Genomic DNA, 23,801 nt, shown 5'->3' on the forward strand with positions numbered 1-23,801 from the left:
GTCGTAACGGAGCGTCAAAGCCGTGCGGTGATGGCGGCCTTCTGATCATCCCTTGATCGATCGTGCGTCCGAATTGCCCGAATTGTTACTCACCAAATCGTGATCATTCCCTAAAGCCGGGCGGGTGACGTGCCGAAGGAGTCAGTGACCATCCGCACGGTGCGCACCGGCTTCCTTCCCCGAGCCGGCCCGTCCCGCCACTCCCCCAGGAGGCCTAGGTGTCCGTTCTTCTCGAGCAGCCCGCAAGCCTGGTCGCCTACCGCCCGAACAAGCCGACGGCCATGGTCGTCGTGGCCGACCCGCGCGTCCGTTCCACCGTGACCCGCCATCTGTGGGCCCTCGGGGTCCGCGACGTGATCGAGGCGTCGTCCATCGCGGAGGCCCGCCCCCGCGTCGGCAGCCCGCGCGACATCTGCGTGGCCGACGTCCACCTGCCCGACGGCTCCGGTCTCACCCTGCTCTCCGAGACCCGCGCCGCCGGCTGGCCGAACGGCCTGGCCCTGTCCGCCGCCGATGACATCGGAGCCGTGCGCAACGCCCTCGCGGGCGGGGTGAAGGGCTACGTGGTCACCGGCACCCGGACCAACATCGGGCTCCCCACCCGGCCCGGCGCCGCCCCCATCGGTGCCGCCGCGGCCCGTATGCACCGCCGCCCCCCGGGTGCCCCGAGCCACCCGGGCGGCTACCGCGAACTGTCCGGCCGCGAGGTCGAGGTCCTGCGCCTCGTCGCGGAGGGGCAGTCCAACAAGGCCATCGGCGTCTCGATGGGCCTGTCCGCCCTGACCGTCAAGTCCCACCTCGCCCGGATCGCCCGCAAGCTCGGCACGGGCGACCGGGCCGGGATGGTCGCCGTCGCGCTGCGGACGGGGATCATCCACTGACCCGTCCCCGAACCCGCGGGCCGGCGGCCGGCGCACCCCGCCGGGGCCCGCACCCTCCCCTTCGCGCCCGTCGACGGAACGTTCCGGCGACGGGCGCGTCACATACACGGATACCCTTGACCGGTGACCGACGCCCAAGAGACCGCAGCACACCTGCGCACCACCACCGGGGGCGGCCCCCCGGACGAAGAGGTTTCGTCCGATGGGCTGCCGATTCCCCTGCTGGAACCCCGCGAGGGCATCCCGCCCGTCGTGGCCGACGCCGAGGCGCTCGCCGCGGTGGTCGCGGCCTTCGCCGCGGGCACCGGCCCCGTGGCCGTGGACGCCGAACGTGCCTCCGGGTACCGCTACGGACAGCGCGCCTACCTGGTGCAGCTGCGCCGCGAGGGGGCGGGCTCCGCGCTGATCGACCCGGTCGGCTGCCCGGACCTGTCCGCCCTGGGCGGGGCCCTGTCCTCCGCCGAGTGGATCCTGCACGCCGCCACCCAGGACCTGCCCTGCCTGCGCGAAATAGGCATGTCCCCCACCACCCTGTTCGACACCGAGCTCGCCGGCCGGCTGGCCGGCTTCCCCCGGGTCGGCCTCGGGGCGATGGTCGAGAGCGTGCTTGGCTACCAGCTGGAGAAGGGGCACTCCGCCGTCGACTGGTCCACCCGCCCGCTGCCCGAACCCTGGCTGCGCTACGCCGCTCTGGACGTGGAGCTGCTGGTGGACCTGCGGGACGCCCTGGAGAAGGAACTGGACCGGCAGGGCAAGCTGGAGTGGGCCCGCCAGGAGTTCGACGCCATCGCCTCCGCCCCGCCCGCCCCGCCGCGCAAGGACCCGTGGCGGCGCACCTCCGGCATGCACAAGGTGCGCCGGCGCCGGCAGATGGCGGTGGTGCGGGAGCTGTGGGAGACCCGCGACCGGATCGCGCAGCGCCGTGACGTGTCCCCCGGCAAGGTGCTGGGCGACGCGGCGATCGTGGAGGCCGCCCTGGCCGTCCCGGCGAACGTGCACGCGCTGTCGGCCCTGCCGGGCTACGGGCAGCGGATGGGACGGCGCCAGCTGGACCAGTGGATGGCCGCCGTGGACCGGGCGAAGGCCCTGCCCGAGAGCGAGCTCCCGCAGCCGGGGGCGGCCCCGTCGGGCCCGCCGCCGCCGCGTTCCTGGGCGGACAAGGACCCCGCCGCCGCGGCCCGGCTGTCCTCCGCCCGTGCGGCGGTGTCGGAGCTGGCCGAGGGGCTGAACCTGCCCCAGGAGAACCTGATCACCCCGGACACCGTGCGCCGCCTCTGCTGGGAGCCTCCCCGGCGCGCCGACGCGGACGCGGTGGCCGAGGCCCTGACCGGCTACGGCGCCCGCCCGTGGCAGATCGAGCTGGTGACCCCGGCCCTGGTCGCGGCCCTCGCCGCGACCGGCTGACCGACGCGCCGGACGCGGAGGGGCACGGAGCCCTCACTCCAGGGGAGTGAGGGCCCCGTCCCCGTCCCGGTAGTAGCTGCCGGAGGTCGCGCCCTCGACCTTGCCCTGCTTGAGCCAGTGCTCGGACATGGTGTGGATGTCGTTCGCCACGCGCTCCCACGGGGCCTGGTGCCCGGCACAGGCGATCCGGAACATCAGCTTGTCCGGCCCGGGGATCAGCCGGTAGAGCTCGGGGACCGAGAAGTACAGCAGGCCCAGGTCGGACGACGTGTTCACGATGCTGTCGTTCTCCCCGTACACGATGCACACGGGCACCGAACCGCCGAGGACGCCGTGCAGCGGCACGGTGGTGGAGTTCCAGCCCCACCAGTACGAGTTCCGGATGCGGTTGAGCCCCTCCGGTGCCGCCCCGGTACCGCCCCAGGTGGCGCCGACCGGATCAGCGGCCATCATCGCCTTCCACACCTCGTCGAGCATGCCGGGCTCACGCTGGTCGGGGCACTTCAGGTCCTTGATCCACGCCGCCTCGACGCCCGCCTTCGTGCCGACGGTCATCGGGTAGCCGAAGGCCGCCGCCGGGGTGGACACCGGCAGCGGCACCGGCGCTCCGAAGTCGGTCCCCGGCTTGCTCGCCCTGCCGTGCGGCGGGAAGATCGGCGCCAGCAGGAAGAGGCTGCGCACCTTGCCGGGGAACTTGATGGCATAGGGGCCGAACTGCTGGGACGCCGCCGACCAGCCGATGAGGTCCACCTTCGAGGCGCCCGTCTCCGTGAGGATGAAGTCGACGACGTGGTCGACCTCGTCCCAGTCGCTCTGGGAGTTGTTGAGCTGGGCGGCGTAGTCCACCGGGCCCAGGTAGACGCTCGCGTCGGGGTGGGGCACCAGCAGCTGCCGTTGCGCGGGCGCGGGACTGACGTTCTTGGGGTTGCCCATCATCGGGCGGGTCGACAGCCCGGAGCCCTGGAGCTCCATCACGAAGACGTCGAACTTCGCCTTCGCCAGTTCCTCCGCCCAGCTGTACTTCTTGTACTGCAGGTCGAAACCGGCCAGGGCGGGGACGCTCCGGCCGTGCAGCATCAGCACGGGCCTGCTCGGTTGGCCCGCGGGCGTGCCGTTGCGCCTGCGCACGAAGAGCTTGACGGGGTCGCCGTCGTTCGCCGGCATGGTCGAGGTGTAGTCCAGGTGGTAGTCCGTGAGGACGGGTGCGGCCATGGGGGTGCTCCGTTTCCGTCGGGGGTTCCGGTGGGTGTGCCCGGGACGGGGCCCAGGATCGGGAAGGGAACTCGTCCGGGTCCGGCGGCACGGCCGCCCGGGCGGCCGGCCGACCCGTTCGTGTGGCCGCGGGCGCTGCGATCGGCCGGGCGCACGGCAGGGCGCGGGAGGGGCGCACGGGTCGCCTGCCGGTGTGACCTTCGCCGCTGTTCGGGGAGGGGGTGTGCACATGAGTTACCCGCAAGTAGCATGGGCTGGGTGAGCGGGCGCTCAGTCCACGAGGAGCGCTCCGCCGCGCAGCAGTGCCATCCCGCACCTGGAGGAGAGCCAACGTGCCTCGTACCGTCAGGGACGTCGTCTTCGTCGACGGCGTCCGCACCCCGTTCGGCAAGGCGGGCCCGAAGGGCATCTACCACGAGACCCGCGCCGACGACCTCGTCGTGAAGGCGATCCGGGAGCTGCTGCGCCGCAACCCGGACCTGGACCCCAAGAAGATCGACGAGGTCGCCATCGCCGCGACCACGCAGATCGGCGACCAGGGCCTGACGCTGGGCCGTACGGCCGGCATCCTCGCGGGCCTCCCGCAGTCCGTCCCGGGCTACTCCATCGACCGCATGTGCGCCGGCGCGCTGACCGCCGTGACCGCCGTCGCGGGCGGTGTGGCCTTCGGTGCGTACGACGTCGCCCTGGCCGGCGGTGTCGAGCACATGGGCCGCCACCCCATGGGCGAGGGCGTCGACCCGAACCCGCGCTTCGTCTCCGAGAAGCTGGTCGACGAGTCCGCCCTGTTCATGGGCATGACCGCCGAGAACCTGCACGACCGGTACCCGACGATCACCAAGCTCCGCGCCGACGAGTACGCCGTGCGCTCGCAGGAGAAGGCCGCCAAGGCGTACGCCGACGGCAAGATCCAGCAGGACCTGGTCCCGATCTCGGTGCGCAACACCAACGCGGAGGTCGGTGAGACGGGCTGGGGCCTGGTCACCTCCGACGAGCCGATGCGCCCGGGCACCACGCTGGAGAACCTGGCGAACCTGAAGACCCCGTTCCGTACGCACGGCCGGGTCACCGCGGGCAACGCCGCCGGTCTCAACGACGGCGCCACCGCCGCGATCATCGCGTCCGAGGACTTCGCCCGCGAGAACAACCTCCCGGTCAAGATGCGCCTCGTCTCCTACGCCTTCGCGGGCGTGGAGCCGGAGGTCATGGGCTACGGCCCGATCCCGGCCACGGAGAAGGCCCTCGCGCAGGCGGGCCTGTCCATCGAGGACATCGGCCTGTTCGAGATCAACGAGGCCTTCGCCGTGCAGGTGCTGGCCTTCCTGGAGCACTACGGCATCGCCGACGACGACGCCCGCGTGAACCAGTACGGCGGCGCGATCGCCTTCGGCCACCCGCTGGCCTCCTCCGGCGTCCGCCTGATGACGCAGCTGGCCCGCCAGTTCGAGGAGCAGCCGCACGTCCGCTACGGCCTGACCACGATGTGCGTCGGCTTCGGCATGGGCGCCACGGTCATCTGGGAGAACCCGAACTTCGACGCCGAGGGAGACTCCAAGTGAGCACCACCGCTGAGCTCCTGAAGGGCGCGGCCGAGCTGTTCCCGGACGAGGTCGTCACGTCCGCGCACGTCCGCCACCTGGACCTGCCGTTCGGCGCGGGGCGCTTCGCGCTCATCACGCTGGACAACGGCTTCGACCACACCAAGCCGACCACCTTCGGCCCGCAGTCGCTGGCCAACCTGAACGCGGCGATCGACCAGGTCGAGCAGGAGGCCACCGCCGGCACCATCGTCGGCGCGGGCATCACCGGCAAGCCGTTCATCTTCGCCGTGGGCGCCGACCTCAAGGGCGTCGAGCTGCTGAAGAAGCACGACGAGGCGCTCGCCATCGGCAAGGGCGGCCACGACGTCTTCAAGCGCCTCTCCGCGCTGGCCGTCCCCACCTTCGCGTACTACAACGGCGCGGCGATGGGCGGCGGTGTCGAGGTCGGCCTGCACTGCTCGTACCGCACCGTCTCGAAGGCCATCCCGGCCTTCTCGCTGCCCGAGGTCTTCCTCGGTCTGGTTCCGGGCTGGGGCGGCTGCGCCATCCTCCCGAACCTGATCGGCGCGGAGCGCGCGGTCTCGGTCATCATCGAGAACTCGCTGAACCAGAACCGCCAGCTCAAGGGCAAGCAGGTCTTCGAGCTCGGGATCGCCGACGCGATCTTCGAGGGCGCGGACTTCCTGGAGCAGTCGCTCGTGTGGACCGCCAAGGTCCTCAAGGGCGAGACCGAGGTCGTGCGCGCCGAGGTCGAGCGCGGCGAGGCCTGGGACGCGGCCGTCGCCAAGGGCCGCTTCATCGCGGACTCCAAGGTGCACGGCGCGGCTCCGGCCGCCTACCGCGCGCTGGAGATCATCGCCGCGGCCAAGGACGGTGACCTCCAGGCCGGCTTCGACGCCGAGGACAAGGCCCTGGCCGACCTGATCATGGGCGGCGAGCTGCGCTCCGGCATCTACGCCTTCAACCTGGTCCAGAAGCGGGGCAAGCGCCCGGCCGGCGCCCCGGACAAGAACCTCGCGCGCCCGGTCACCAAGGTCGGCGTGGTCGGCGCGGGCCTGATGGCCTCGCAGCTGGCGCTGCTGTTCCTGCGCCGCCTGGAGGTGCCGGTGGTCCTCACCGACATCGACCAGGAGCGCGTGGACAAGGGCGTGGGCTACGTGCACGCCGAGATCCAGAAGCTGCTCGCCAAGGGCCGCATCAACCAGGACAAGGCCAACCGCCTGACCGCCCTGGTGAGCGGTGTCCTGGACAAGGCCGAGGGCTTCGCGGACGCGGACTTCATCATCGAGGCCGTGTTCGAGGAGATGTCCGTCAAGCAGAAGGTGTTCGCGGAGGTCGAGGCGGTCGCCCCGGCGCACGCGATCCTCGCCACCAACACCTCCTCGCTGTCGGTCTCGGAGATGGCCTCCAAGCTCCGGCACCCGGAGCGCGTGGTCGGCTTCCACTTCTTCAACCCGGTCGCGGTCCTCCCGCTGCTGGAGATCGTCCGCGGTGAGCAGACGGACGACGCCTCGCTGGCCACCGCCTTCGGTGTCGCCAAGAAGCTGAAGAAGACCGCCGTTCTGACCAAGGACGCCCCGGCGTTCGTCGTGAACCGCATCCTGACCCGCTTCATGGGCGAGATCCAGAACGTCATCGACGAGGGCACCCCGGTGGCCACCGCGGAGAAGGCCATCGAGCCCCTCGGCCTGCCGATGTCCCCGCTGGTGCTGCTGGAGCTCGTCGGTCCGGCGATCGGCCTGCACGTCTCCGAGACGCTGAACCGTTCCTTCCCGGAGCGCTTCAAGGTCTCCCCGAACCTGGCGGCGGTCGTCAAGGCCGGCAAGCGCGGCTTCTACGTCTACGATTCCGGCAAGCCGGAGCTGGACCCCGAGGTCGCCGCCCTCCTGGTGCAGGGCGACTCCGTCCTGACGGAGGAGCAGGTCCGCGACCGCGTCCTGGACGCGGTGGCGCAGGAGATCGGCCTGATGCTGGAGGAGGGTGTCGTGGCCGAGGCCCAGGACATCGACCTCTGCCTCATCACCGGTGCGGGCTGGCCCTTCCACCTGGGCGGCATCACCCCGTACCTGGACCGTGAGGGCGTATCGGAGCGGGTGAACGGCAAGAAGTTCCTCGCCCCGGGTGTCGCGAGCGTCCCGGCGTAACGCACGGACCCCAACGGAAGGGCCCCGTCCGCAGCAGCTGCGGACGGGGCCCTTCCCGTGGTTCACCTGCGGCCGAGACGGCCGTTCTTGACCAGGCGCTGGGCGGCCGGCGAAGCGGGGTTGATGCTCAGCGCCTGCCGGCCGGCCTGGCGGCGCAGGTCGTCGCCGTGTCTGCCGAGCTTGGCCGCGGTCTCGGCGATCCGCAGCCAGACCAGGGCGCGGCCGCTGTCGGCGGAGATCTGGATGGCCCGCTCGATGCGCCGTCGCGCCTGCTCGGTCTCCTTGCGGCGGATGTGGGCCTGGGCCATGCCGATGAGCAGGTCGAGGTTCTCGTGCTCGGTGAGCAGCCGGGCGCCGACCTCCAGGATACCCCGGTCGTCCTTGGCCTCCACCAGGGAGGCGAACCCGCTCATCGTGATGTCGGTGAAGGGCACCTCGTCCGGCTCGCTGCGCTCCCCGGTGCTGCGCAGGGTCCAGCCGAGGCCGCGGCGCCACTTCCAGGTGCGCGGGCCGGGCAGTTCCAGGCGGGTGCGGGTGCGCTCGTTGAAGTGCATGGCCAGCTCGGGGCGGCCCTCCCACTGGTCGACGGCGGCGGCGATGTACTCCTGCGCCACCGGTCGCAGGAACGCGTACCGCTTGGGCTGCATGCAGTAGCCGACGGCCTGGACGTAGGGGGTGACCTCGGTGCGGATGTACTCGACGTCGAGGATCCGGTCGGCCGGGGCGGCCGTCGGCACGTCCAGGTCGGGGACCAGGGCGTGGGTGAGGGTGGCGGGGATGCGGTTGCTGTTGGCGTAGGGCCGCATGCGCCGGACGACCTCCAGCGCGCCGATCTGGGCGACGGGGATCCCGTACAGGGCCCGGGCGGTGAACAGGCCGGTGGAGAAGCAGCCGATGACCTGGCGGGGGCGCAGGTAGGCGAAGACGGTCTCGGCGAGGACGGGGAGGTCCAGGACGAGGAAGGGGACGCCGGCCTCGCGGGCGGCTTCGGCGAGGGCGTCGGAGAGGCTGGAGGGGGCGCTGGGGTGGGGTTTGAAGACGACGGAGGTGTGGCCGAGCCGTACCGCGTGTTCGAACATCCGCCGGTGCAGGTCCTCCTCTTCCTCCTCGGTGAGGATGCCGAGGGGGGAGAGGTACTGGCCGAGGAGGAGTGCGGTCTGCGGGCCGCGTTCGGCGAGCTGCGGGGGGATCACCCGGTCGAGGAGGGGGCGGCACTCCTCGGTGAGCTCCGCCATCAGCTTGAGCACGGCGCCGGTGTGCACGGGCTGCGAGGGGATCCCGTACTCGGTGAGGAGCATGGGCAGCAGGGTGGGGACCAGGTCGAGGTAGAGGACCTGTTCGATCCGGCCGTGGATGGGGCGTGGCAGGTCGTTGCGGGTGGGTCCGTAGCTCATGACCCCGTCGGCGTACACGGCGAGGGTGGCATCGGAGAAGATCTTGCAGAGGGTCTGGGCGGGTTTGACCTGGATCGACTCGACGACGAGTTCCAGGGGGCCGGGCCGGATCCCCATCTTCTCCCCCATGACGGTGCGCCAGAGGGGCGCGTCCTCGTCGCGGGGGGCCCACAGCGCCGGGTGGAAGGGGTAGATGAGGTCGTTCCAGTAGACGACGCGGTGGAAGCGGGCGAGGACGGCGGCGGCGCCCGGCATCCGGTGCAGCGGGGTGGCGACTTCGGGGATGTCGACGTTGTTGCAGACCAGCAGGATGCGCTCGCGGTCGTCCTGGCCGAGCTGTCCGGCGTCGATGGCGGCGGCCACCGTCATGGCGCCGTAGAGGGTGGAGGCGGCGAATATCCGGGTCATCGGGCGGCGGCACCCGGGTGCTGGGACATCAGTGCTCTGAGCTTGTTCACGCGTGCGGAGTCCATTCCTGCCAGGGTCCCCTCCAGGATGTCCTGGGGAAGGTCGAAGAGGGTCTGCGCACTGCGTTCCCGCAGGAGCTCCCGGGTGAGTTCCTCGTAGTCCTCGGCGCGGTCCAGGTGAATGACGATGAGCGCGCACAGAGTTCGCATGGCCTTGAACGAGAGTTCATATCCGCGCGGGTGGTGGCCGAGCTCGTCGAAAATCATCCGGAAGGCGGGGAGGAAGTCCAGCTGCCGTTCGTCCGGGACCTTGGTGAGCGAAGTGGACACGTCTCGGCGGTAGAAGACGCCGTGGAGGTCGACCACTCCGAAGGAGCGCATCCGCAGGTGCAGCTTGTAGAACCAGGGCCGGTCCTCGGCGGTGCGCAGGGACTCGTCGAAGAACAGCGCGTCGGCCTGGCGGAGCCGTTCGCGGTCGTAGATACCGGCCCAGGACTGCGGGTAGTCCATGAAGGTGGAGGCGTCGACCGGGCCGATGTAGTCCGCGGGATTCAGCGGAAGGGCCCGGGGGGCGAGCGGAGCGGACACGATCTTCCGCTTGCGCCCGTACACCCGGACGTGGCCGGTGCGCAGGAAGTCGACGCCGGACTGGCTCATCCAGCCGACCAGTTGCGCGAGATATCCGGGCGCGTACCAGTCGTCCCCGTCGAGGAAGGTGAAAAAGCGTCCCCGGGCGGCCGCCAGGCCAGTGTTGCGGGTCGCCGAAATGCCCATGTTCCGCTCATTGCGGATGAGTACGGCACCGGGAATGCCGGGCACCATCTCCCGCAGGATCTCCGACGTGCCGTCGACGGACGCGTCGTCCACCACGATGAACTCGAAGTCCTCCCGGGCATTCAGGGCCAGGGACTTCAAAGCCGTCCGACAGAAGTCGCGAACGTCACACATCGCGACGATTACCGAAAGGGTCACCATCGGCCGGCACCCACCTTCTCCCCATTCACCGACACTCCGCCATCATGTCAGAGCCTCCCGGAGAACCCGAACGGCGCTTGGGGTGTGACGTACAACTCCCCCGGCCGTCGAGGCCTATTCGTGACACATAAGGCTCAGGTGAGGATGTAAGGTCTAACGGGCCGCGGGGCCATCCCGCCCGTGTCCGTGCCCGGCTGCGGCCCTGCCGACGGCAGTTCGGGCTTCGCCGACCGACCGGGAATCCACCAGTGCGCATCCACGTGCTCGCAGACTCCGACACCCGCTGGAAATGGGGTGCGGGGCTGGCGGTGGGCCTGGCCCCGGGCAGCGAGGTCCACGCGCACATGCTGCGCGGCCGGAGCACGCCCACCGCGCGCCAGCTGGCGGAGGTCGGCATCACCCCGTCCTCCATCACCGAGTCCACCCTCGCCGAGTTCGCGGCGGCCCCCGCGCTCGACAGCGCGGACCTGATCATCCTGGGCACGGTCGGCGGTGCCACCCACGCCGCGCTGCACGCGCTGGCCCGCCGCTTCGCCGGCGCCCCGTACCGGCCGGTCCTGATGACCGGCTACGTCGGCGTGGTCTACGAGAAGATGGCGGACGGCCTCCTGCTGCGCGCGGGCGCCGATATCGTCCTCGCCAACAGCCCTTTCGACCGCCGCCGTTTCACCGAGGTGTACGCACCCCTCGGAATTCCCGTCTCCAGCATCGTCCAGACGGCACTTCCCTTTCTCGACCAGCGGCCCTACGACCCGACCCGGACTTTCGCCGAACACCCCTATACGGTGTGTTTCGCCGTCCAGCCCTCGGTACCGGCGGACCGCAGCGGACGGCTTTACATGCTGCGCCGCGCGATATCCCACGCCCGGCTGCGCCCGGGGCGCGACGTCCTGATCAAACTCCGGAGCAAGCCGGGTGAGGCCACCACCCATGTGGAGGCGTACCACTACCAGGTCCTGGCGGAGCAATTGGACGAACCCCTGCCGCCCAACCTGCATTTCGTGTACGGCAACATGTCGCAGACCCTCGACCGCACCGATCTCCTCGTGACCGTCAGTTCCACGGCCGCCCTCGAATCGATGCACCGGGGAATGCCGACCGCGATCCTGAGCGATCTCGGCGTGCGGGAGATCCACGGGAACCACTACTTCACCGGTTCCGGCTGCGTCACCGACTGGACCGCCATAGACGAGGGCGCCGCCCCGATCGCCCACGAGTCGTGGACGGTCGACCAGGGAATCCGCTCGGCCGACCCCTTCGCTGAACTCCGCGACCGGATCGCCGCATTGCGCGGCCGCCCGCTGCCCCCCGTCTCCCCGTACTACACGGCCGAGAGCGCGCCCGAATACGTCGGAACGCTGCTGCGCCGCCGGGGCCTCGATCCGGACGGCTCCCCCGGTGCCGGAGCCGTCGCCGCGCGCTCCCGCGGACCGATGAAGCGCACCTCGCGCCGCGTGCTGAAGATCGCCTACCAGTTCGGGGTCCAGCGCGTGGCCCCGAAGATCCAGCAGTGGGGCGGCGTATGAACGCCCGCACCCCCTCACCCCTCCAGGAGAACAGCCCCGTGAACGTCACCGCCGTCATACCCGCCCGGGGCGGCTCCAAGGGCATCCCCGGCAAGAACGTGGCCGAGGTCGGCGGGGTGCCGCTGGTGGCCCGCGCCGTACGGGCCTGCCTGGGCGCCGCCCACGTGACCCGGGTCGCGGTCTCCACCGACGACGCGGCCATCGCCCGCGCCGCCCGGGAGGCCGGCGCCGAGGTGGTGGACCGCCCGGCGGAGCTGGGCTCCGACCGGGCCTCCAGCGAATCGGCGCTGCTGCACGCGCTGGACCAGCTGGAGGAACGTCACGGCGAGCCCGTGGACGTCCTGGTCTTCGTCCAGTGCACCAGTCCCTTCATCACCTCCGAGGAGGTGGACGAGACCGTACTGGCGATCGTCCGCGACGGCGCCGACTCCGCCTTCACGGCCGTCCCCTTCCATGGCTTCCTGTGGACCGCCGACCCCGGCCACGGGCCCGGCCACCGCGCGCAGGGCGTCAACCACGACAGCGCGGTCCGGCTGCGCCGCCAGGACCGTACACCCGAATACCTGGAGTCGGGCGCCGTCTACGCGATGCGCGCCGAGGGCTTCCGCCGCAGTGGCCACCGCTTCTTCGGCCGCACCCAGCTCGTCCCCACGGCCCCCGAGCGGGCCATCGAGCTCGACGAACCCGGCGACCTCGACCGGGCCCGGGCCCTTGCCCCGCTCCTGGACCCCCCGCAGACTTCGGCGACCCCGTCGCCGCAACCCGAGCAGTACCCCGGAAAGGAACTCTGAACAGTGGTGCACAGCAACCGGATCCGCCGCATCGGCGACAGGGAGGTCGGCGCCGGCCGCCCCGCCTACGTGATCGGCGAGATCGGGATCAACCACAACGGTGAGCTGGCCAACGCCCTCGCGCTCATCGACGCGGCCGCCGACGCGGGCTGTGACGCGGTGAAGTTCCAGAAGCGCACCCCCGAGATATGCACCCCGCGCGACCAGTGGGACATCGAACGGGACACGCCCTGGGGGCGGATGACGTACATCGACTACCGCCACCGCGTCGAGTTCGGCGAGGACGAGTACCGGGCCATCGACGAGCACTGCGCGAAGCGCGGCATCGACTGGTTCGCCTCGCCGTGGGACACCGAGGCCGTCACCTTCCTGGAGAAGTTCGACGTCCCCGCCCACAAGGTCGCCTCCGCCTCCCTGACCGACGACGAGCTGCTCCTGGCCCTGCGCGCCACCGGCAAGACGGTCATCCTGTCCACCGGTATGTCCACCCCGCAGCAGATCCGGCACGCGGTGGAGGTGCTCGGCAGCGAGAACATCATCCTGCTGCACGCCACCTCCACCTACCCGGCCAAGGCCGAGGAGCTGAACCTGCGGGTGATCAACAGCCTGGAGGCGGCCTACCCCAACGTGCCGGTCGGCTACTCCGGCCACGAGACGGGGCTGCAGACCACGGTGGCCGCCGTCGCCATGGGCGCCTGCGCCGTCGAGCGGCACATCACCCTCGACCGCGCCATGTGGGGCTCCGACCAGGCCGCCTCCGTCGAGCCCGGGGGCCTGGCCCGCCTCGTGCGCGACATCCGCACCATCGAGACCGCCCTCGGCGACGGCGTCAAGAAGGTCTACGACTCCGAGCTGGGCCCGATGAAGAAGCTGCGCCGGGTCCAGGGCACCCTCGCCGCCGAGGGCGTGACGGCCACGGCATGAGCGACACCCTCGCCCTGGTGGAGAGCCCGGCTCAACTACTGAATGTCCTGGAGTGGGCCCACGCCCACCCGGGCGAGGCAGCGTCCCTCACCATCGCCGTGCTCCAGCCGGTGGACCCGCGCTCGCGCGCGCAGGTCCGCCGGCTGTGCCGGTTCGCCTCGCAGGCCAAGGTGGTCTGGCGGCGCTACGAGGTCCGCGCGGGCTACCTGGGGCGGGCCGGCGAGCTGGTCCGGCTCGGCCGGGCGGTCGCGGCGGCCCGGCGGCTGGTGATCGGTGACCTCTTCTCCCGCACCATCCAGCTGCTGCTGCCGCGCTCCCGGGCCAGCGAGGTGGTCGTCGTCGACGACGGCACCGCCACCACCGAGCTGGTGGCGCTGCTGACGAGCGGGCAGCAGCTGACCCGCTGGCACCAGGGGGACGCCAAGTCCGCCAAGGGCGGTCCCGTCAACCGCTGGCTGGCCCGGGAGGAGCTGGTGCGGGCCGTCTTCTTCACCTGCATGCCGATGGCCGCGCCGCCGGGCGCCGAGGTGAGGCCCAACGAGTACGCCTGGAGCCGGGCCACCTTCGGCCCGGCGCGCCCCCGGCCCGGGACGGACCTGGCGGGCAGCTCCCTGGTGGAGACCGGGGTCATCGACGAGGACCGGTACATCGAGGCCGTCGGCTGGATCGCCCGCACCCGGGCGGCCGGCCGCTACCTGGCACACCGGCGGGAGAGCGCACAGAAGCTGGAGCGGATCGCCGGGCTCACCGGCATGGAGATCGTCCACCCCGAACTGCCGCTGGAGCTGACCGCGCTGACCGAGCCCATCGGACTGTCCCTGCTGACCTTCGCGTCCACCGTCGCCTACACCCTGCCGATCGTGCTGCGCGGCGCGCCGGTACGGGTGGAGCTGTGCGAGATCGACGACGCCTGGATCACCCCGGACACGGCGGCCCGCTCGGTGGACTTCCTGCGGCGCATCTCCAGCCTGGCCATCGCCCGCCACGGCCTGTCCAGCATCCCGCCGCAGGGCGGACGGCGGACGGGCGGGCGGTCAGAAGCGCTGCCAGCGGCCCAGTGACAGGGCCGAGCCGTCCTTCTGCCGGTTGACCAGCAGCTCCCCGCGGGCGCTGATCGAGGCGATGACGACCAGGCCGTGTGCGTCGACGGCGAGGGCCGGGGAGTCCAGGCACTCCTCGCCGATCTCGGTCCACCACAGCCCGGCCGCCTCGTGCTCCGTCGGATACGCGGCCAGGGCGGTCCGGCCGCCCACGGTGCGGTGGGCCAGCACCGTGCAGTCGTAGCCGTCGACGAGCGCGCGGACGGCGGCCACCGCCCCGTACGCCGGACCGCCGCCCAGGGCCATCACCCCGGCGCCCTCCCGGTAGGCGAACACACCGCTGCCGTCGGCCGCGTGCCAGAAGTGGGTGACGCGGCCGGGGGCCGTCTCCAGGGTGCGGACCGAACCGTCCTGGGCGAGGTACGGGACGTCCTCGCCCTTCTCCAGGGGACCGCCCGGCCCGCTCTGGGCCCACAGGGAGAGCCCCTTCTCGCCGGGGGCGGCGAGGCGGACGCGGCCGTCGTCGCCGCAGGAGGCGCAGATCCCCTCGAAGGCCTTGCTGCCCCGCAGGTCCTCCCAGGCGGCCCAGTTGCCCTTTTTGTCCTGGCGCCTGACGTGGACGCCGCGGCCGGCGTTGCGCACGAAGACGTGGGGGGTGCCCTGGGCGTCCACCGCGACGGCCGGCGGGCCGCCGCGGTGGGACATGTCGGGGTTGCGGTAGAGCGTGCCGAGGGATTCCCAGGGACCCATGGGGCGGCCGCTCTGGTACTGCACGGCGTGGTGGTAGGTGACGGTCTCGGCGCCGTCGGCGCGGGTGCGCCGCCGGCCCGCGAAGTGGGCGTAACCGTCAGGCCCCTGACCGACCGTCAGGTCGGTGAGCCCGTCGGCGGGGAACAGGTCGGGGCCGCTCCATCCGGGGCCGCCGGGAGCCTGTTCGGTCCAGCGCAGCAGGCCGCCCTCCGTGCGCGCGTACGCGGTGAGCCGGCCGTCCTTGCCGGCGAGGACCCAGCGTCCGGTCAGGGGTCCGAGGGCGACCGTGTTCCAGTCACGGGACGGGGCCCGACCAGGGCTTGACGGGCGTCGGGGGGATTTGTCCGGACCGCGTCTGGATCGCGTCGCCATGGCCCGCAAGCAACCCTTCCCCTTCACCGTTCGAACAGAATCAGGATACCCCGGGGGTCATCTGACGGGGTCCTGCGTCTATGTTTGAGCCCGCGTGCGCCCCCGCCGCGCGCCCCCGCCACCCGTTCGGAAGGACCGGTCCCCGGGCATGACTCCAGACACCGCCGCCACTGCCACGACCACCCCGGAGGCCGAGCCGGCGCCCACCCGTTCGCGCGCGAGCCGGATCCGCCGCGGGCTGGCGTGGACGGCGGCCGCCCTGGTCCTCGGCTCGGCCGGGGCCGGCTGGTGGGTGTACAGCCACCTGGAGGGGAACATCGACAGCGTCGACCTCGACCGGGCCATCGGTACGGACAACCGCCCGCCGAAGGTGGCGGAGAAGGCCCAGAACGTGCTGGTGCTCGGCTCCGACTCGCGGGCCGGCGCCAACGGCGAGCTCGACCACGGCAACGTCAGCGGGGCCCGCTCCGACACCGCGATGCTGGTGCACCTGCCCGAGGGGCGGTCCCGGGCCACCGCGGTGAGCATCCCCCGCGACACCCTGATCACCCGGCCCGAGTGCAAGGACGAGGACGGCAGGACCGTCCCCGGGGCGAACCGGGTCATGTTCAACTCCGTCTATTCGGTGGCCGGTCCGGCCTGCGTGGTCAAGACCGTCGAGCAGCTGTCCGGGATCCGCGTGGACCACTTCGTGGAGGTGGACTTCGCCGGTTTCAAGGGCCTGGTGGACGCCCTCGGCGGGGTCACCGTCACCCTCGACCAGCCGATGACGGGCGCGAAGGGCGGCCTGAAGCTCGACGCGGGCACGCACCGGCTGAACGGCACGGACTCACTGAAGTTCGTCCGCACCCGCTACGGCTACGGAGACGGCAGCGACCTCGGGCGCATAGGCCTCCAGCAGCAGTTCATGCTCGCCCTGCTCGCCGAGATCAAGAAGCAGGACGCCCTCGGCAACCCGGCCCGGCTCTACAAGCTCGCCGACGCCGGCACCAAGTCCCTGACCACCGACTCCGAGCTGGCCTCGCTCACGGCGCTGGCCGACTTCGCGCAGAGCATGAAGGGCGTGGACCCGTCCACGATGGAGACCATCATGCTGCCGGTGGCGTACGACAAGGTGGACCCGAACCGGGTCGTGATCGCGCAGGAACAGGCCTCCCAGCTGTGGGAGGCCCTGCGCACCGACCAGAAGGTGCCCGCCTCGGCGAAGGACTCCCCCGCCAAGGGCGGCGGCAAGGGCGCCAAGTCCAAGTCCCCGGCGCCCGAGCCGTCCCCGTCGGCCTAGTACTGGGCCTAGTACTCCGCGTCCTGGCCCGACCTGCCCAGGCGGCTGTGGCCGCGGCCGTAGAAGAAGTAGACGACGAACCCGATCACCATCCAGATCGCGAACCGGGCCCAGGTCTCGGCCGGCAGGTTGAGCATCAGCCAGAGCGAGGCCGCGATGGACAGGATGGGGACCACCGGGACCCAGGGGGTACGGAAGGACCGGTGCAGGTCGGGGCGGGTCCTGCGGAGGATGATCACGCCGAGGGCCACGACCACGAAGGCGAACAGGGTGCCGATGTTCACCAGTTCCGCGAGCTTCTCCAGGCTGGTGAACCCCGCGACGATCGCGATGATCCCGCCGAGGAGCAGGGTGGCCCGGTAGGGCGTGCGGTACTTGGGGTGGGTGACGGAGAAGGTGCGCGGCAGCAGTCCGTCACGGCTCATCGCGAAGAACACACGGGTCTGGCCCAGCAGCAGGATCATGCTCACCGTGATCAGACCGACGGCCGCCCCGAGGCTGATGGCGCCGGAGAAGAAGGGCTGGTTCACGGATTTGAACGCTTCGGCGAGCGGGGCGGTCGGCGACATGTCCGCGTAGTACTGCATACCGGTGACCACGATGGTGACGGCCACGTAGAGCAGGGTGCAGATGAGCAGCGATCCGAGGATGCCGCGCGGCATGTCCCGTTGGGGGTTCTTGGTCTCCTCCGCGGCGGTGGCCACGACGTCGAAGCCGATGAAGGCGAAGAAGACGAGGGAGGCCGCGGTGAAGATGCCCATGACGCCGAAGTTGGTCGGCTGGAAGCCGAAAATCAGCTGGACCAGCGGCGCCGTCCAGCCGGATCCGCCGGGCTGCGGCTTGGCGGGAGGGATGAACGGCGAGTAGTTGTCCGCCTTGATGAAGAACGCGCCCGCGATGATGACCAGCAGGACCACGGTCACCTTGATGGCGACGACGACCGCGGTGATCCGGGCCGACAGCTTCGTCCCGACGACGAGGATCGCCGTCAGCACCAGGACCAGCAGGAAGGCCAGCAGGTCGAAGTGGCCCCCCGCGTCGGGCCCGGAGAGGGCGACGGGCATGTCCCAGCCCAGGTTCGTGTGCATGAGGTGGCGTACGTACCCCGACCAGCCGACGGCCACCACGGCGGTGCCCAGGGCGAATTCGAGGACCAGGTCCCAGCCGATGATCCAGGCGGGCAGCTCCCCGATGGAGGCGTACGCGAACGTGTACGCCGAGCCCGCCACCGGGACGGTGGACGCGAACTCGGCGTAGCAGAGGGCCGCGAGGGCACAGACGACGCCCGATACCACGAAGGAGAGGGCGGTGGCGGGTCCGGCGTTGTTGCGGGCGGCGATGCCCGTCAGGACGAAGATGCCGGTACCGATGATGACGCCGACACCGAAGACGGTCAGGTCCCAGGCGGAGAGCGATTTGCGGAGCGCGTGCTCCGGCTCCTCCGTGTCCCGGATGGACTGTTCCACCGTCTTGGTACGGAACGGGCTGTTGAGGTCCGAGCTCACCGACGCACCTCCCAAGAAGTACGCGAACGGGCCGGGAGGCCCACCCTTCAAGGGTGATCTCCCGGCCCGTGTGGTGCAACCGCGCGATCCGGCCGCCGGTGGGGCTAGTCGACGGTGGCGGCCGGCTCGCTCTCGAAACGGCCGTCCAGCTTGGCGACCAGACCGGTGACCTGGCGCGCGATGTCGGGGGCGGTCAGGCCGATCTCGGCCATGATCTCCTTGCGCAGCGCGTGGTCCAGGAAGCGCTGCGGGATGCCGAAGTCGCGCAGCGGCACGTCCACGCCCGCGTCCCGCAGGGCCTGCGAGACGGCGGCGCCGACACCGCCGGCGCGGCCGTTGTCCTCGACGGTGACGACGACCCGGTGGCGGTCGGCGAGCGGGGCCATGGCCTCGTCCACCGGCTTGACCCAGCGGGGGTCGACGACGGTCGAGGAGATGCCCTGCTTGTCGAGCAGGTCGGCGATCTCCAGGCACATCGGGGCGAGCGCGCCGACGGAGACGATCAGTACGTCCGGCCGGGTGACCTCGGGGGCCGGCAGGCGCAGCACGTCCATGCCGCCGACCTTGCCGACGGCCGGGACGGCCGGGCCGACGACGCCCTTGGAGTAGCGCACGACGGTCGGGGCGTCCTTGACCTCGACGGCCTCGCGCAGCTGGGCGCGCAGCTGCTCGGCGTCGCGCGGGGCGGCCAGCCGCAGGCCCGGGACGACCTGGAGGATGGACATGTCCCACATGCCGTTGTGGGAGGCGCCGTCGTCGCCGGTGACACCGGCGCGGTCCAGGACGAAGGTGACCCCGCACTTGTGGAGGGCGACGTCCATGAGGACCTGGTCGAAGGCACGGTTGAGGAAGGTCGCGTAGACGGCGAAGACCGGGTGGACGCCCCCGGTGGCCAGGCCCGCGGCCGAGGTGGCCGCGTGCTGCTCGGCGATGCCGACGTCGTAGATGCGGTCCGGGAAGGTGTCCGCGAACTTCTTGAGGCCGACCGGGTGGAGCATGGCGGCGGTGATGCCGACGATGTCCGCGCGCTCGTGGCCGAGCTTGACCATCTCGTCGGCGAAGACGGAGGTCCAGCTGGCGGCGGAGGTCTTGACCGGCAGGCCGGTGTCGGGGTGGATCGGGCCGATGCCGTGGAAGCGGTCGGCCTCGTCCTGCTCGGCGTGCGTGTAGCCGCGGCCCTTCTGGGTGAGGCAGTGCACGATGACCGGGCCGCTGAAGCGCTTGGCGCGCTGGAGGGCGGACTCCAGGGCCTCGATGTCGTGCCCGTCGATGGGGCCGATGTACTTCAGGCCCAGGTCCTCGAACATGCCCTGCGGGGCGATGAAGTCCTTGAGGCCCTTCTTGGCGCCGTGCAGGGTCTCGAAGAGCGGCTTCCCGACGACGGGGGTGCGCTCCAGGATCTCCTTGCCGCGGGCCAGGAAGCGCTCGTAGCCGTCCGTGGTGCGCAGGGTGGCGAGGTGGTTCGCGAGGCCGCCGATGGTGGGGCCGTACGAGCGCTCGTTGTCGTTGACGACGATGACCAGCGGGCGGTCCTTGGCGGCGGCGATGTTGTTCAGCGCCTCCCAGGCCATGCCGCCCGTCAGGGCGCCGTCGCCGATGACGGCGGCGACGTGGTGGTCCTCGCGGCCCAGTACCTCGTTGGCCTTGGCGAGGCCGTCGGCCCAGCCGAGGACGGTCGAGGCGTGCGAGTTCTCGATCACGTCGTGGTCGGACTCGGCGCGCGAGGGGTAGCCGGAGAGGCCGCCCTTGGAGCGCAGGCCGGCGAAGTCCTGGCGGCCGGTGAGCAGCTTGTGGACGTAGGCCTGGTGCCCGGTGTCGAAGAGGACCTTGTCCTTCGGCGATTCGAAGACCCGGTGCAGGGCGATCGTCAGTTCGACCACGCCGAGGTTGGGGCCGAGGTGCCCGCCGGTCTTGGAGACGGCATCGACCAGGAAGGACCTGATCTCGGCGGCGAGCTGGATCAGCTCCTCCTGGCTGAGCCGGTCCAGATCGCGCGGTCCCTTGATGCGGGTCAGCAGCACCCGTGCCTCCTTGCAGTTGCTGGCTGGTCTGTCGAGTCTAATGTTCCGCTCGCGCGCGGAATCATCGGGCGGTACCGGGAGGGGTACGCACTTTGTCATACCTGTACACCTCCCGGCGCGGTCACACCTCCCAAACGGACGTATGACCACACAACCGTCCGTACACATGTACGCACAGGTGCCCGGTGCCACACGCGGTGGCACCGGGCACTGTGACGGTTCTTACCGTCCGGGTGACGCCCCGGACGCGCGGTCAGGCGCGTCCGGCGGTCTTCTGGGTCTTGCGGGTGACCGAGTCGATGACCACGGTGGCGAGCAGCACCGCACCGGTGATCATGTACTGGATCGGGGTCGCGATCCCCTCCAGGGCCAGACCGTACTGGATGGAGGTGATGACCATGACGCCGAGGAGGGCGTTCCAGGTCCGGCCGCGGCCGCCGAAGAGGCTGGTGCCGCCGATGACGGCCGCCGCGATGACGTTCATCAGCAGGTCGCCGGCGCCCGCGCTCTGGTTGGCCGCCGCGATCTTGGAGGCCCAGAAGAGCCCGCCGATGGCGGCGAAGGTGCCGGAGATGGAGAAGACGGCGATGCGGATGGCGTTGACGTTGATGCCGGCGCGGCGGGAGGCCTCGACGCTGCCGCCGAGGGCGAAGACGTTGCGGCCGAAGGTGGTGCGCCGCAGCAGGAAGTCCGTGCCGACCAGGGCCACCACGAAGAGCACCACCGCGAGCGGCAGGCCCTTGTACTGGTTGAAGACGATCGCGGGACCGAAGGTGAACACGGCCAGCAGGCCGGTGCGCAGCAGGATCTCGGAGAGCGGGCGCGAGGGGACCCCGGCGGCCGCCCGGCGGCGGTTGTCGAAGAAGGTGGCGAGGAAGTACACCGCCGTGGCGAGCGCCGCGAGGCCGTAGCCGGCGGCCACGTCCGAGAAGTAGTACGTCGTCAGCTGCCCGACCACGCCGTCGGGGTCGAGGTTGATGGTGCCGTTGCTGCCGAGGATCTGGAGCATGGCGCCGGACCAGAACAGCAGGCCCGAGAGGGTGACGGCGAACGCGGGGGCGCCGATCCTGGCGAAGAAGAAGCCGTGGATCGCGCCGATCAGGGCGCCGCCGGCGACGGCGGCGAGGATCGCGAGCCATTCGTTGACGCCGTGGGTCACGGCGAGGACGGCGACGATCGCGCCCGAGACACCGCTGACCGAGCCGACCGAGAGGTCGATCTCGCCGAGCAGCAGCACGAAGATGATGCCGACGGCGATCATGCCGGTGGCGACCATCGTGATCGCGATGTTGGAGAGGTTCTCCGGGGACAGGAAGTTCGAGTTCAGGCTCTGGAAGATGGCCCAGATGACGATGAGGCCGACGACGACCGGGATCGAGCCCAGGTCGCCCGCCTTCATCTTGCGGCCGAACTCGCTCAGGTAGCCGGACAGGCCCTGCTCGCGCACCAGGAGGCGCGGGTCCACCACCGGGATGGCGTCCGCCGGCGCGGCGGGGTTGGCCAGCCGGGACACCTCTTCCGCGTGGGTGTGGTGTTCGGTGCTCACTTGCGGGCCTCCCCGGTGCGGGCCGCCCGGCGGGTCACGGCGTTGTCCGTGGCCCCGGTGATGGCGGAGATGATCTCTTCCTGCGAGGTGTCGGCGACGTTGAAGACGCCGTTGTTGCGGCCCAGTCGCAGCACCGCCACCTTGTCGGCGACGGCCTTCACGTCGGCCATGTTGTGGCTGATGAGGATGACGGCGTGGCCGCGCTCGCGCAGGCGTTCGACCAGGTCGAGGACCTGGGCGGTCTGCTCGACGCCGAGGGCGGCGGTGGGCTCGTCGAGGATGACGAGCTTGGGCTCGCCCAGCATCGAGCGCGCGATCGCCACCGTCTGGCGCTGGCCGCCCGAGAGGGAGGCGATGGGGATCCTGACGCTGGGGATCCGGATGGACAGGGTGGTGAGGAGCTCGCGGGCGCGGCGCTCCATCTCCACCTCGTCGAGCACGCCGTAGCGCTTGAGCTCGCGGCCCAGGAAGAGGTTGCCGACGACGTCGATGTTGTCGCACAGCGCGAGGTCCTGGTAGACGGTCGCGATGCCGAGGTTCTGGGCGTCGTGGGGCTTGCCGATGGAGACCGGGCGGCCCTCCCACTCGATGACCCCGTCATCGATGGGGTGCACGCCGGCGATGGTCTTGACCAGCGTGGACTTGCCGGCGCCGTTGTCGCCGACCAGGGCGACCACCTCACCGGAGTGGATTTCGAGTTCTACGTCGGTCAGGGCCTGGACGGCGCCGAACCGCTTCGAGACCCCTCGCAACGCCAGCACGGGCGCAGCGGACACATGAACCATCTCCTTCGCCGCCTGACCGGCGGGGATGTCGTGCAAAAGAGCAGGAGCGGGGCGGATGGGGATAAGTCGAACGAGTAATGAAACGTTTCTGCCCGGCGCCCCGCGGAAGGCGGGGGCAATGAGGGGCGGGGCGCCGGGCAGGGCGGGGGAGCCGCTGCTCCCTCTGCGGGAAGCGGCGCGGGGCCTTACTTGAGGCCGAGGGTGGCGCAGGCGGCCGCGTACTTGTCGGTGCAGATCTCGTCGACCGTGTAGACGCCGTCCTTGACGACGGTGTCCTTGATGTTGCTCTTGGTCAGCGAGACGACCGGGATCAGCACCGAGGGGACGCCCTTGGTGGTGGGGCTGTCGACCTTGTTGTTGATGATGTCGTCGGCCTTCTTGCCCTGGGCGAGGGCGACGGCCATCTCGGCGGCGGCCGCTGCCTCGGGCGCGTACGGCTTGTAGACGCTCATGAACTGCTCGCCGGCGACGATGCGCTGGACACCGGCGAGTTCCGCGTCCTGGCCGGTGACCGGGGGCAGGGGGTTCAGGCCGGCCGCCTTGAGGGCGGTGATGATGCCGCCGGCCATGCCGTCGTTGGCGGAGTAGACGCCGATCACCTTGTCCTTGCCGAGCGCGGAGAGGGCGCCCGCCATGTTGGTGTTGGCGTTCTCCGGCTTCCACTCCTTGGTGTCGTACTCCTTGCCGATGGTCACCTTGCCGTCGAGGACGGAGTGGGCGCCCTTCTTGAACAGCGCGGCGTTCGGGTCGGTGACGGAGCCGTTCATCATGACGATCTGGCCGTCCTTGGCCTTGTCGCCGAGGGCCTCCAGCAGGGCCTTGCCCTGGACCTTGCCGACCTCTTCGTTGTCGAAGGAGGTGTAGCCGTCGATCGGGCCCTCCGCCAGGCGGTCGTAGGCGACGACCGGGATGCCGGCGTCCTTGGCCTTCTTGACCGAGCCCGCGATGGCCTTGGCGTCGACCGCGTCGATGATGAGGACGTTCACCTTGTTGGTGATCATCGTGTCGACCTGGGAGTTCTGCGTGGTCGCGTCCTGCTTGGCGTTCGCGTAGACCACCTGGGCCTTGCCGCCCGTGAGATCGGAGATCTTCTTCTCGATCAGCGGCTTGTCGAACTTCTCGTAGCGCGCGGTCTGGTTCTCCGGCAGGAGCAGACCGACCTTGATCGCGTCACCGGCGGCGGCGGAACCCGAGGGCTTCTTCTCGCCCCCCGCTTCCTTGGCGCTGCCACAGGCGGCCAGCGAAACGGCCATGGCGCCGGCGGCTACGGCAACGGCGGCTCTACGCATACGCGTGTTCAT

Annotated in this window: 18 protein-coding genes; 9 read left to right on the forward strand and 9 right to left on the reverse strand. The window is 70.8% G+C overall.

What is annotated here, in order from left to right; genetic code table 11:
* Nucleotides 1–218: 218 nt before the first annotated feature.
* Nucleotides 219–881 carry a helix-turn-helix transcriptional regulator gene (locus WDV06_RS02780; protein ID WP_007267191.1) on the forward strand — a complete coding sequence of 221 codons (663 nt, stop codon included), beginning with the start codon at nt 219–221 and terminating at the stop codon, nt 879–881.
* Between the two features lie 123 nt (nt 882–1,004).
* Nucleotides 1,005–2,285 carry an HRDC domain-containing protein gene (locus WDV06_RS02785; RefSeq protein ID WP_395507963.1) on the forward strand — a complete coding sequence of 427 codons (1,281 nt, stop codon included), beginning with the start codon at nt 1,005–1,007 and terminating at the stop codon, nt 2,283–2,285.
* Nucleotides 2,286–2,318: 33 nt separating this feature from the next.
* Here the strand turns inward: WDV06_RS02785 and WDV06_RS02790 are convergent, their stop codons facing one another.
* On the reverse strand, nt 2,319–3,497 hold the full coding sequence (locus tag WDV06_RS02790; RefSeq protein ID WP_395507964.1) for an alpha/beta fold hydrolase: 1,179 nt from the start codon (nt 3,495–3,497) through the stop codon (nt 2,319–2,321).
* A gap of 332 nt (nt 3,498–3,829) precedes the next feature.
* On the opposite strand from WDV06_RS02790, the gene WDV06_RS02795 reads away from it, so the two are divergent.
* Nucleotides 3,830–5,056: a thiolase family protein gene (locus tag WDV06_RS02795; RefSeq protein ID WP_045946025.1), complete on the forward strand. Its 1,227-nt coding sequence runs from the start codon at nt 3,830–3,832 to the stop codon at nt 5,054–5,056.
* Nucleotides 5,053–7,182, forward strand: a complete 2,130-nt coding sequence (locus WDV06_RS02800) for a 3-hydroxyacyl-CoA dehydrogenase NAD-binding domain-containing protein (RefSeq protein ID WP_395507965.1) — start codon at nt 5,053–5,055, stop codon at nt 7,180–7,182. The genes WDV06_RS02795 and WDV06_RS02800 overlap by 4 nt, the downstream gene beginning before the upstream one ends.
* Nucleotides 7,183–7,244: 62 nt before the next feature.
* On the opposite strand, the gene WDV06_RS02805 is transcribed toward WDV06_RS02800, so the two are convergent.
* Together WDV06_RS02805 and WDV06_RS02810 are read right to left on the reverse strand one after the other, a co-directional pair.
* Entirely contained in the window at nt 7,245–8,984 is a 1,740-nt protein-coding gene (locus WDV06_RS02805; RefSeq protein ID WP_395507966.1) for a polysialyltransferase family glycosyltransferase, read from the reverse strand.
* Nucleotides 8,981–9,958, reverse strand: a complete 978-nt coding sequence (locus tag WDV06_RS02810) for a glycosyltransferase family 2 protein (protein ID WP_395507967.1) — start codon at nt 9,956–9,958, stop codon at nt 8,981–8,983. Before WDV06_RS02810 ends, WDV06_RS02805 begins: the two co-directional genes overlap by 4 nt.
* Before the next feature lie 248 nt (nt 9,959–10,206).
* On the opposite strand from WDV06_RS02810, the gene WDV06_RS02815 reads away from it, so the two are divergent.
* From WDV06_RS02815 to WDV06_RS02830, 4 genes are read left to right on the forward strand one after another with little or no spacing between them, the layout of a single operon-like run.
* Nucleotides 10,207–11,484, forward strand: coding sequence for a DUF6716 putative glycosyltransferase (locus tag WDV06_RS02815; protein WP_395507968.1), 1,278 nt, complete (start codon nt 10,207–10,209; stop codon nt 11,482–11,484).
* Entirely contained in the window at nt 11,481–12,275 is a 795-nt protein-coding gene (locus tag WDV06_RS02820) for an acylneuraminate cytidylyltransferase family protein (protein ID WP_395507969.1), read from the forward strand. The genes WDV06_RS02815 and WDV06_RS02820 overlap by 4 nt, the downstream gene beginning before the upstream one ends.
* A gap of 6 nt (nt 12,276–12,281) precedes the next feature.
* The gene (locus WDV06_RS02825; protein WP_395508035.1) at nt 12,282–13,199 is read left to right on the forward strand and encodes an N-acetylneuraminate synthase family protein; all 918 of its coding nucleotides are present in this window, start codon (nt 12,282–12,284) and stop codon (nt 13,197–13,199) included.
* Nucleotides 13,196–14,260: a hypothetical protein gene (locus WDV06_RS02830; RefSeq protein WP_395507970.1), complete on the forward strand. Its 1,065-nt coding sequence runs from the start codon at nt 13,196–13,198 to the stop codon at nt 14,258–14,260. The genes WDV06_RS02825 and WDV06_RS02830 overlap by 4 nt, the downstream gene beginning before the upstream one ends.
* On the opposite strand, the gene WDV06_RS02835 is transcribed toward WDV06_RS02830, so the two are convergent.
* Nucleotides 14,234–15,361 carry a PLL family lectin gene (locus WDV06_RS02835; RefSeq protein WP_395507971.1) on the reverse strand — a complete coding sequence of 376 codons (1,128 nt, stop codon included), beginning with the start codon at nt 15,359–15,361 and terminating at the stop codon, nt 14,234–14,236. The two genes, WDV06_RS02830 and WDV06_RS02835, sit on opposite strands and share 27 nt — an antisense overlap.
* Nucleotides 15,362–15,509: 148 nt before the next feature.
* Between WDV06_RS02835 and WDV06_RS02840 the strand changes: the two genes are divergently transcribed.
* On the forward strand, nt 15,510–16,643 hold the full coding sequence (locus tag WDV06_RS02840; protein ID WP_395507972.1) for an LCP family protein: 1,134 nt from the start codon (nt 15,510–15,512) through the stop codon (nt 16,641–16,643).
* A gap of 8 nt (nt 16,644–16,651) precedes the next feature.
* Here WDV06_RS02840 and WDV06_RS02845 read toward each other — a convergent pair whose 3' ends face one another.
* From WDV06_RS02845 to WDV06_RS02865, 5 genes are all read right to left on the reverse strand, one after another.
* On the reverse strand, nt 16,652–18,148 hold the full coding sequence (locus WDV06_RS02845; RefSeq protein ID WP_395507973.1) for an amino acid permease: 1,497 nt from the start codon (nt 18,146–18,148) through the stop codon (nt 16,652–16,654).
* A 104-nt stretch (nt 18,149–18,252) separates the two neighbouring features.
* Nucleotides 18,253–20,169, reverse strand: coding sequence for a 1-deoxy-D-xylulose-5-phosphate synthase (dxs, locus tag WDV06_RS02850; RefSeq protein ID WP_395507974.1), 1,917 nt, complete (start codon nt 20,167–20,169; stop codon nt 18,253–18,255).
* 253 nt (nt 20,170–20,422) lie between these two features.
* Nucleotides 20,423–21,715: a sugar ABC transporter permease gene (locus WDV06_RS02855; RefSeq protein WP_395507975.1), complete on the reverse strand. Its 1,293-nt coding sequence runs from the start codon at nt 21,713–21,715 to the stop codon at nt 20,423–20,425.
* Nucleotides 21,712–22,500, reverse strand: coding sequence for an ATP-binding cassette domain-containing protein (locus WDV06_RS02860; RefSeq protein WP_042818391.1), 789 nt, complete (start codon nt 22,498–22,500; stop codon nt 21,712–21,714). The genes WDV06_RS02855 and WDV06_RS02860 overlap by 4 nt, the downstream gene beginning before the upstream one ends.
* A 185-nt stretch (nt 22,501–22,685) precedes the next feature.
* Nucleotides 22,686–23,801: a sugar ABC transporter substrate-binding protein gene (locus WDV06_RS02865; RefSeq protein ID WP_395507976.1), complete on the reverse strand. Its 1,116-nt coding sequence runs from the start codon at nt 23,799–23,801 to the stop codon at nt 22,686–22,688.

Source organism: Streptomyces racemochromogenes (assembly GCF_044129415.1).
In the GTDB taxonomy this organism is placed as follows: Bacteria; Actinomycetota; Actinomycetes; order Streptomycetales; family Streptomycetaceae; genus Streptomyces; species Streptomyces racemochromogenes_A.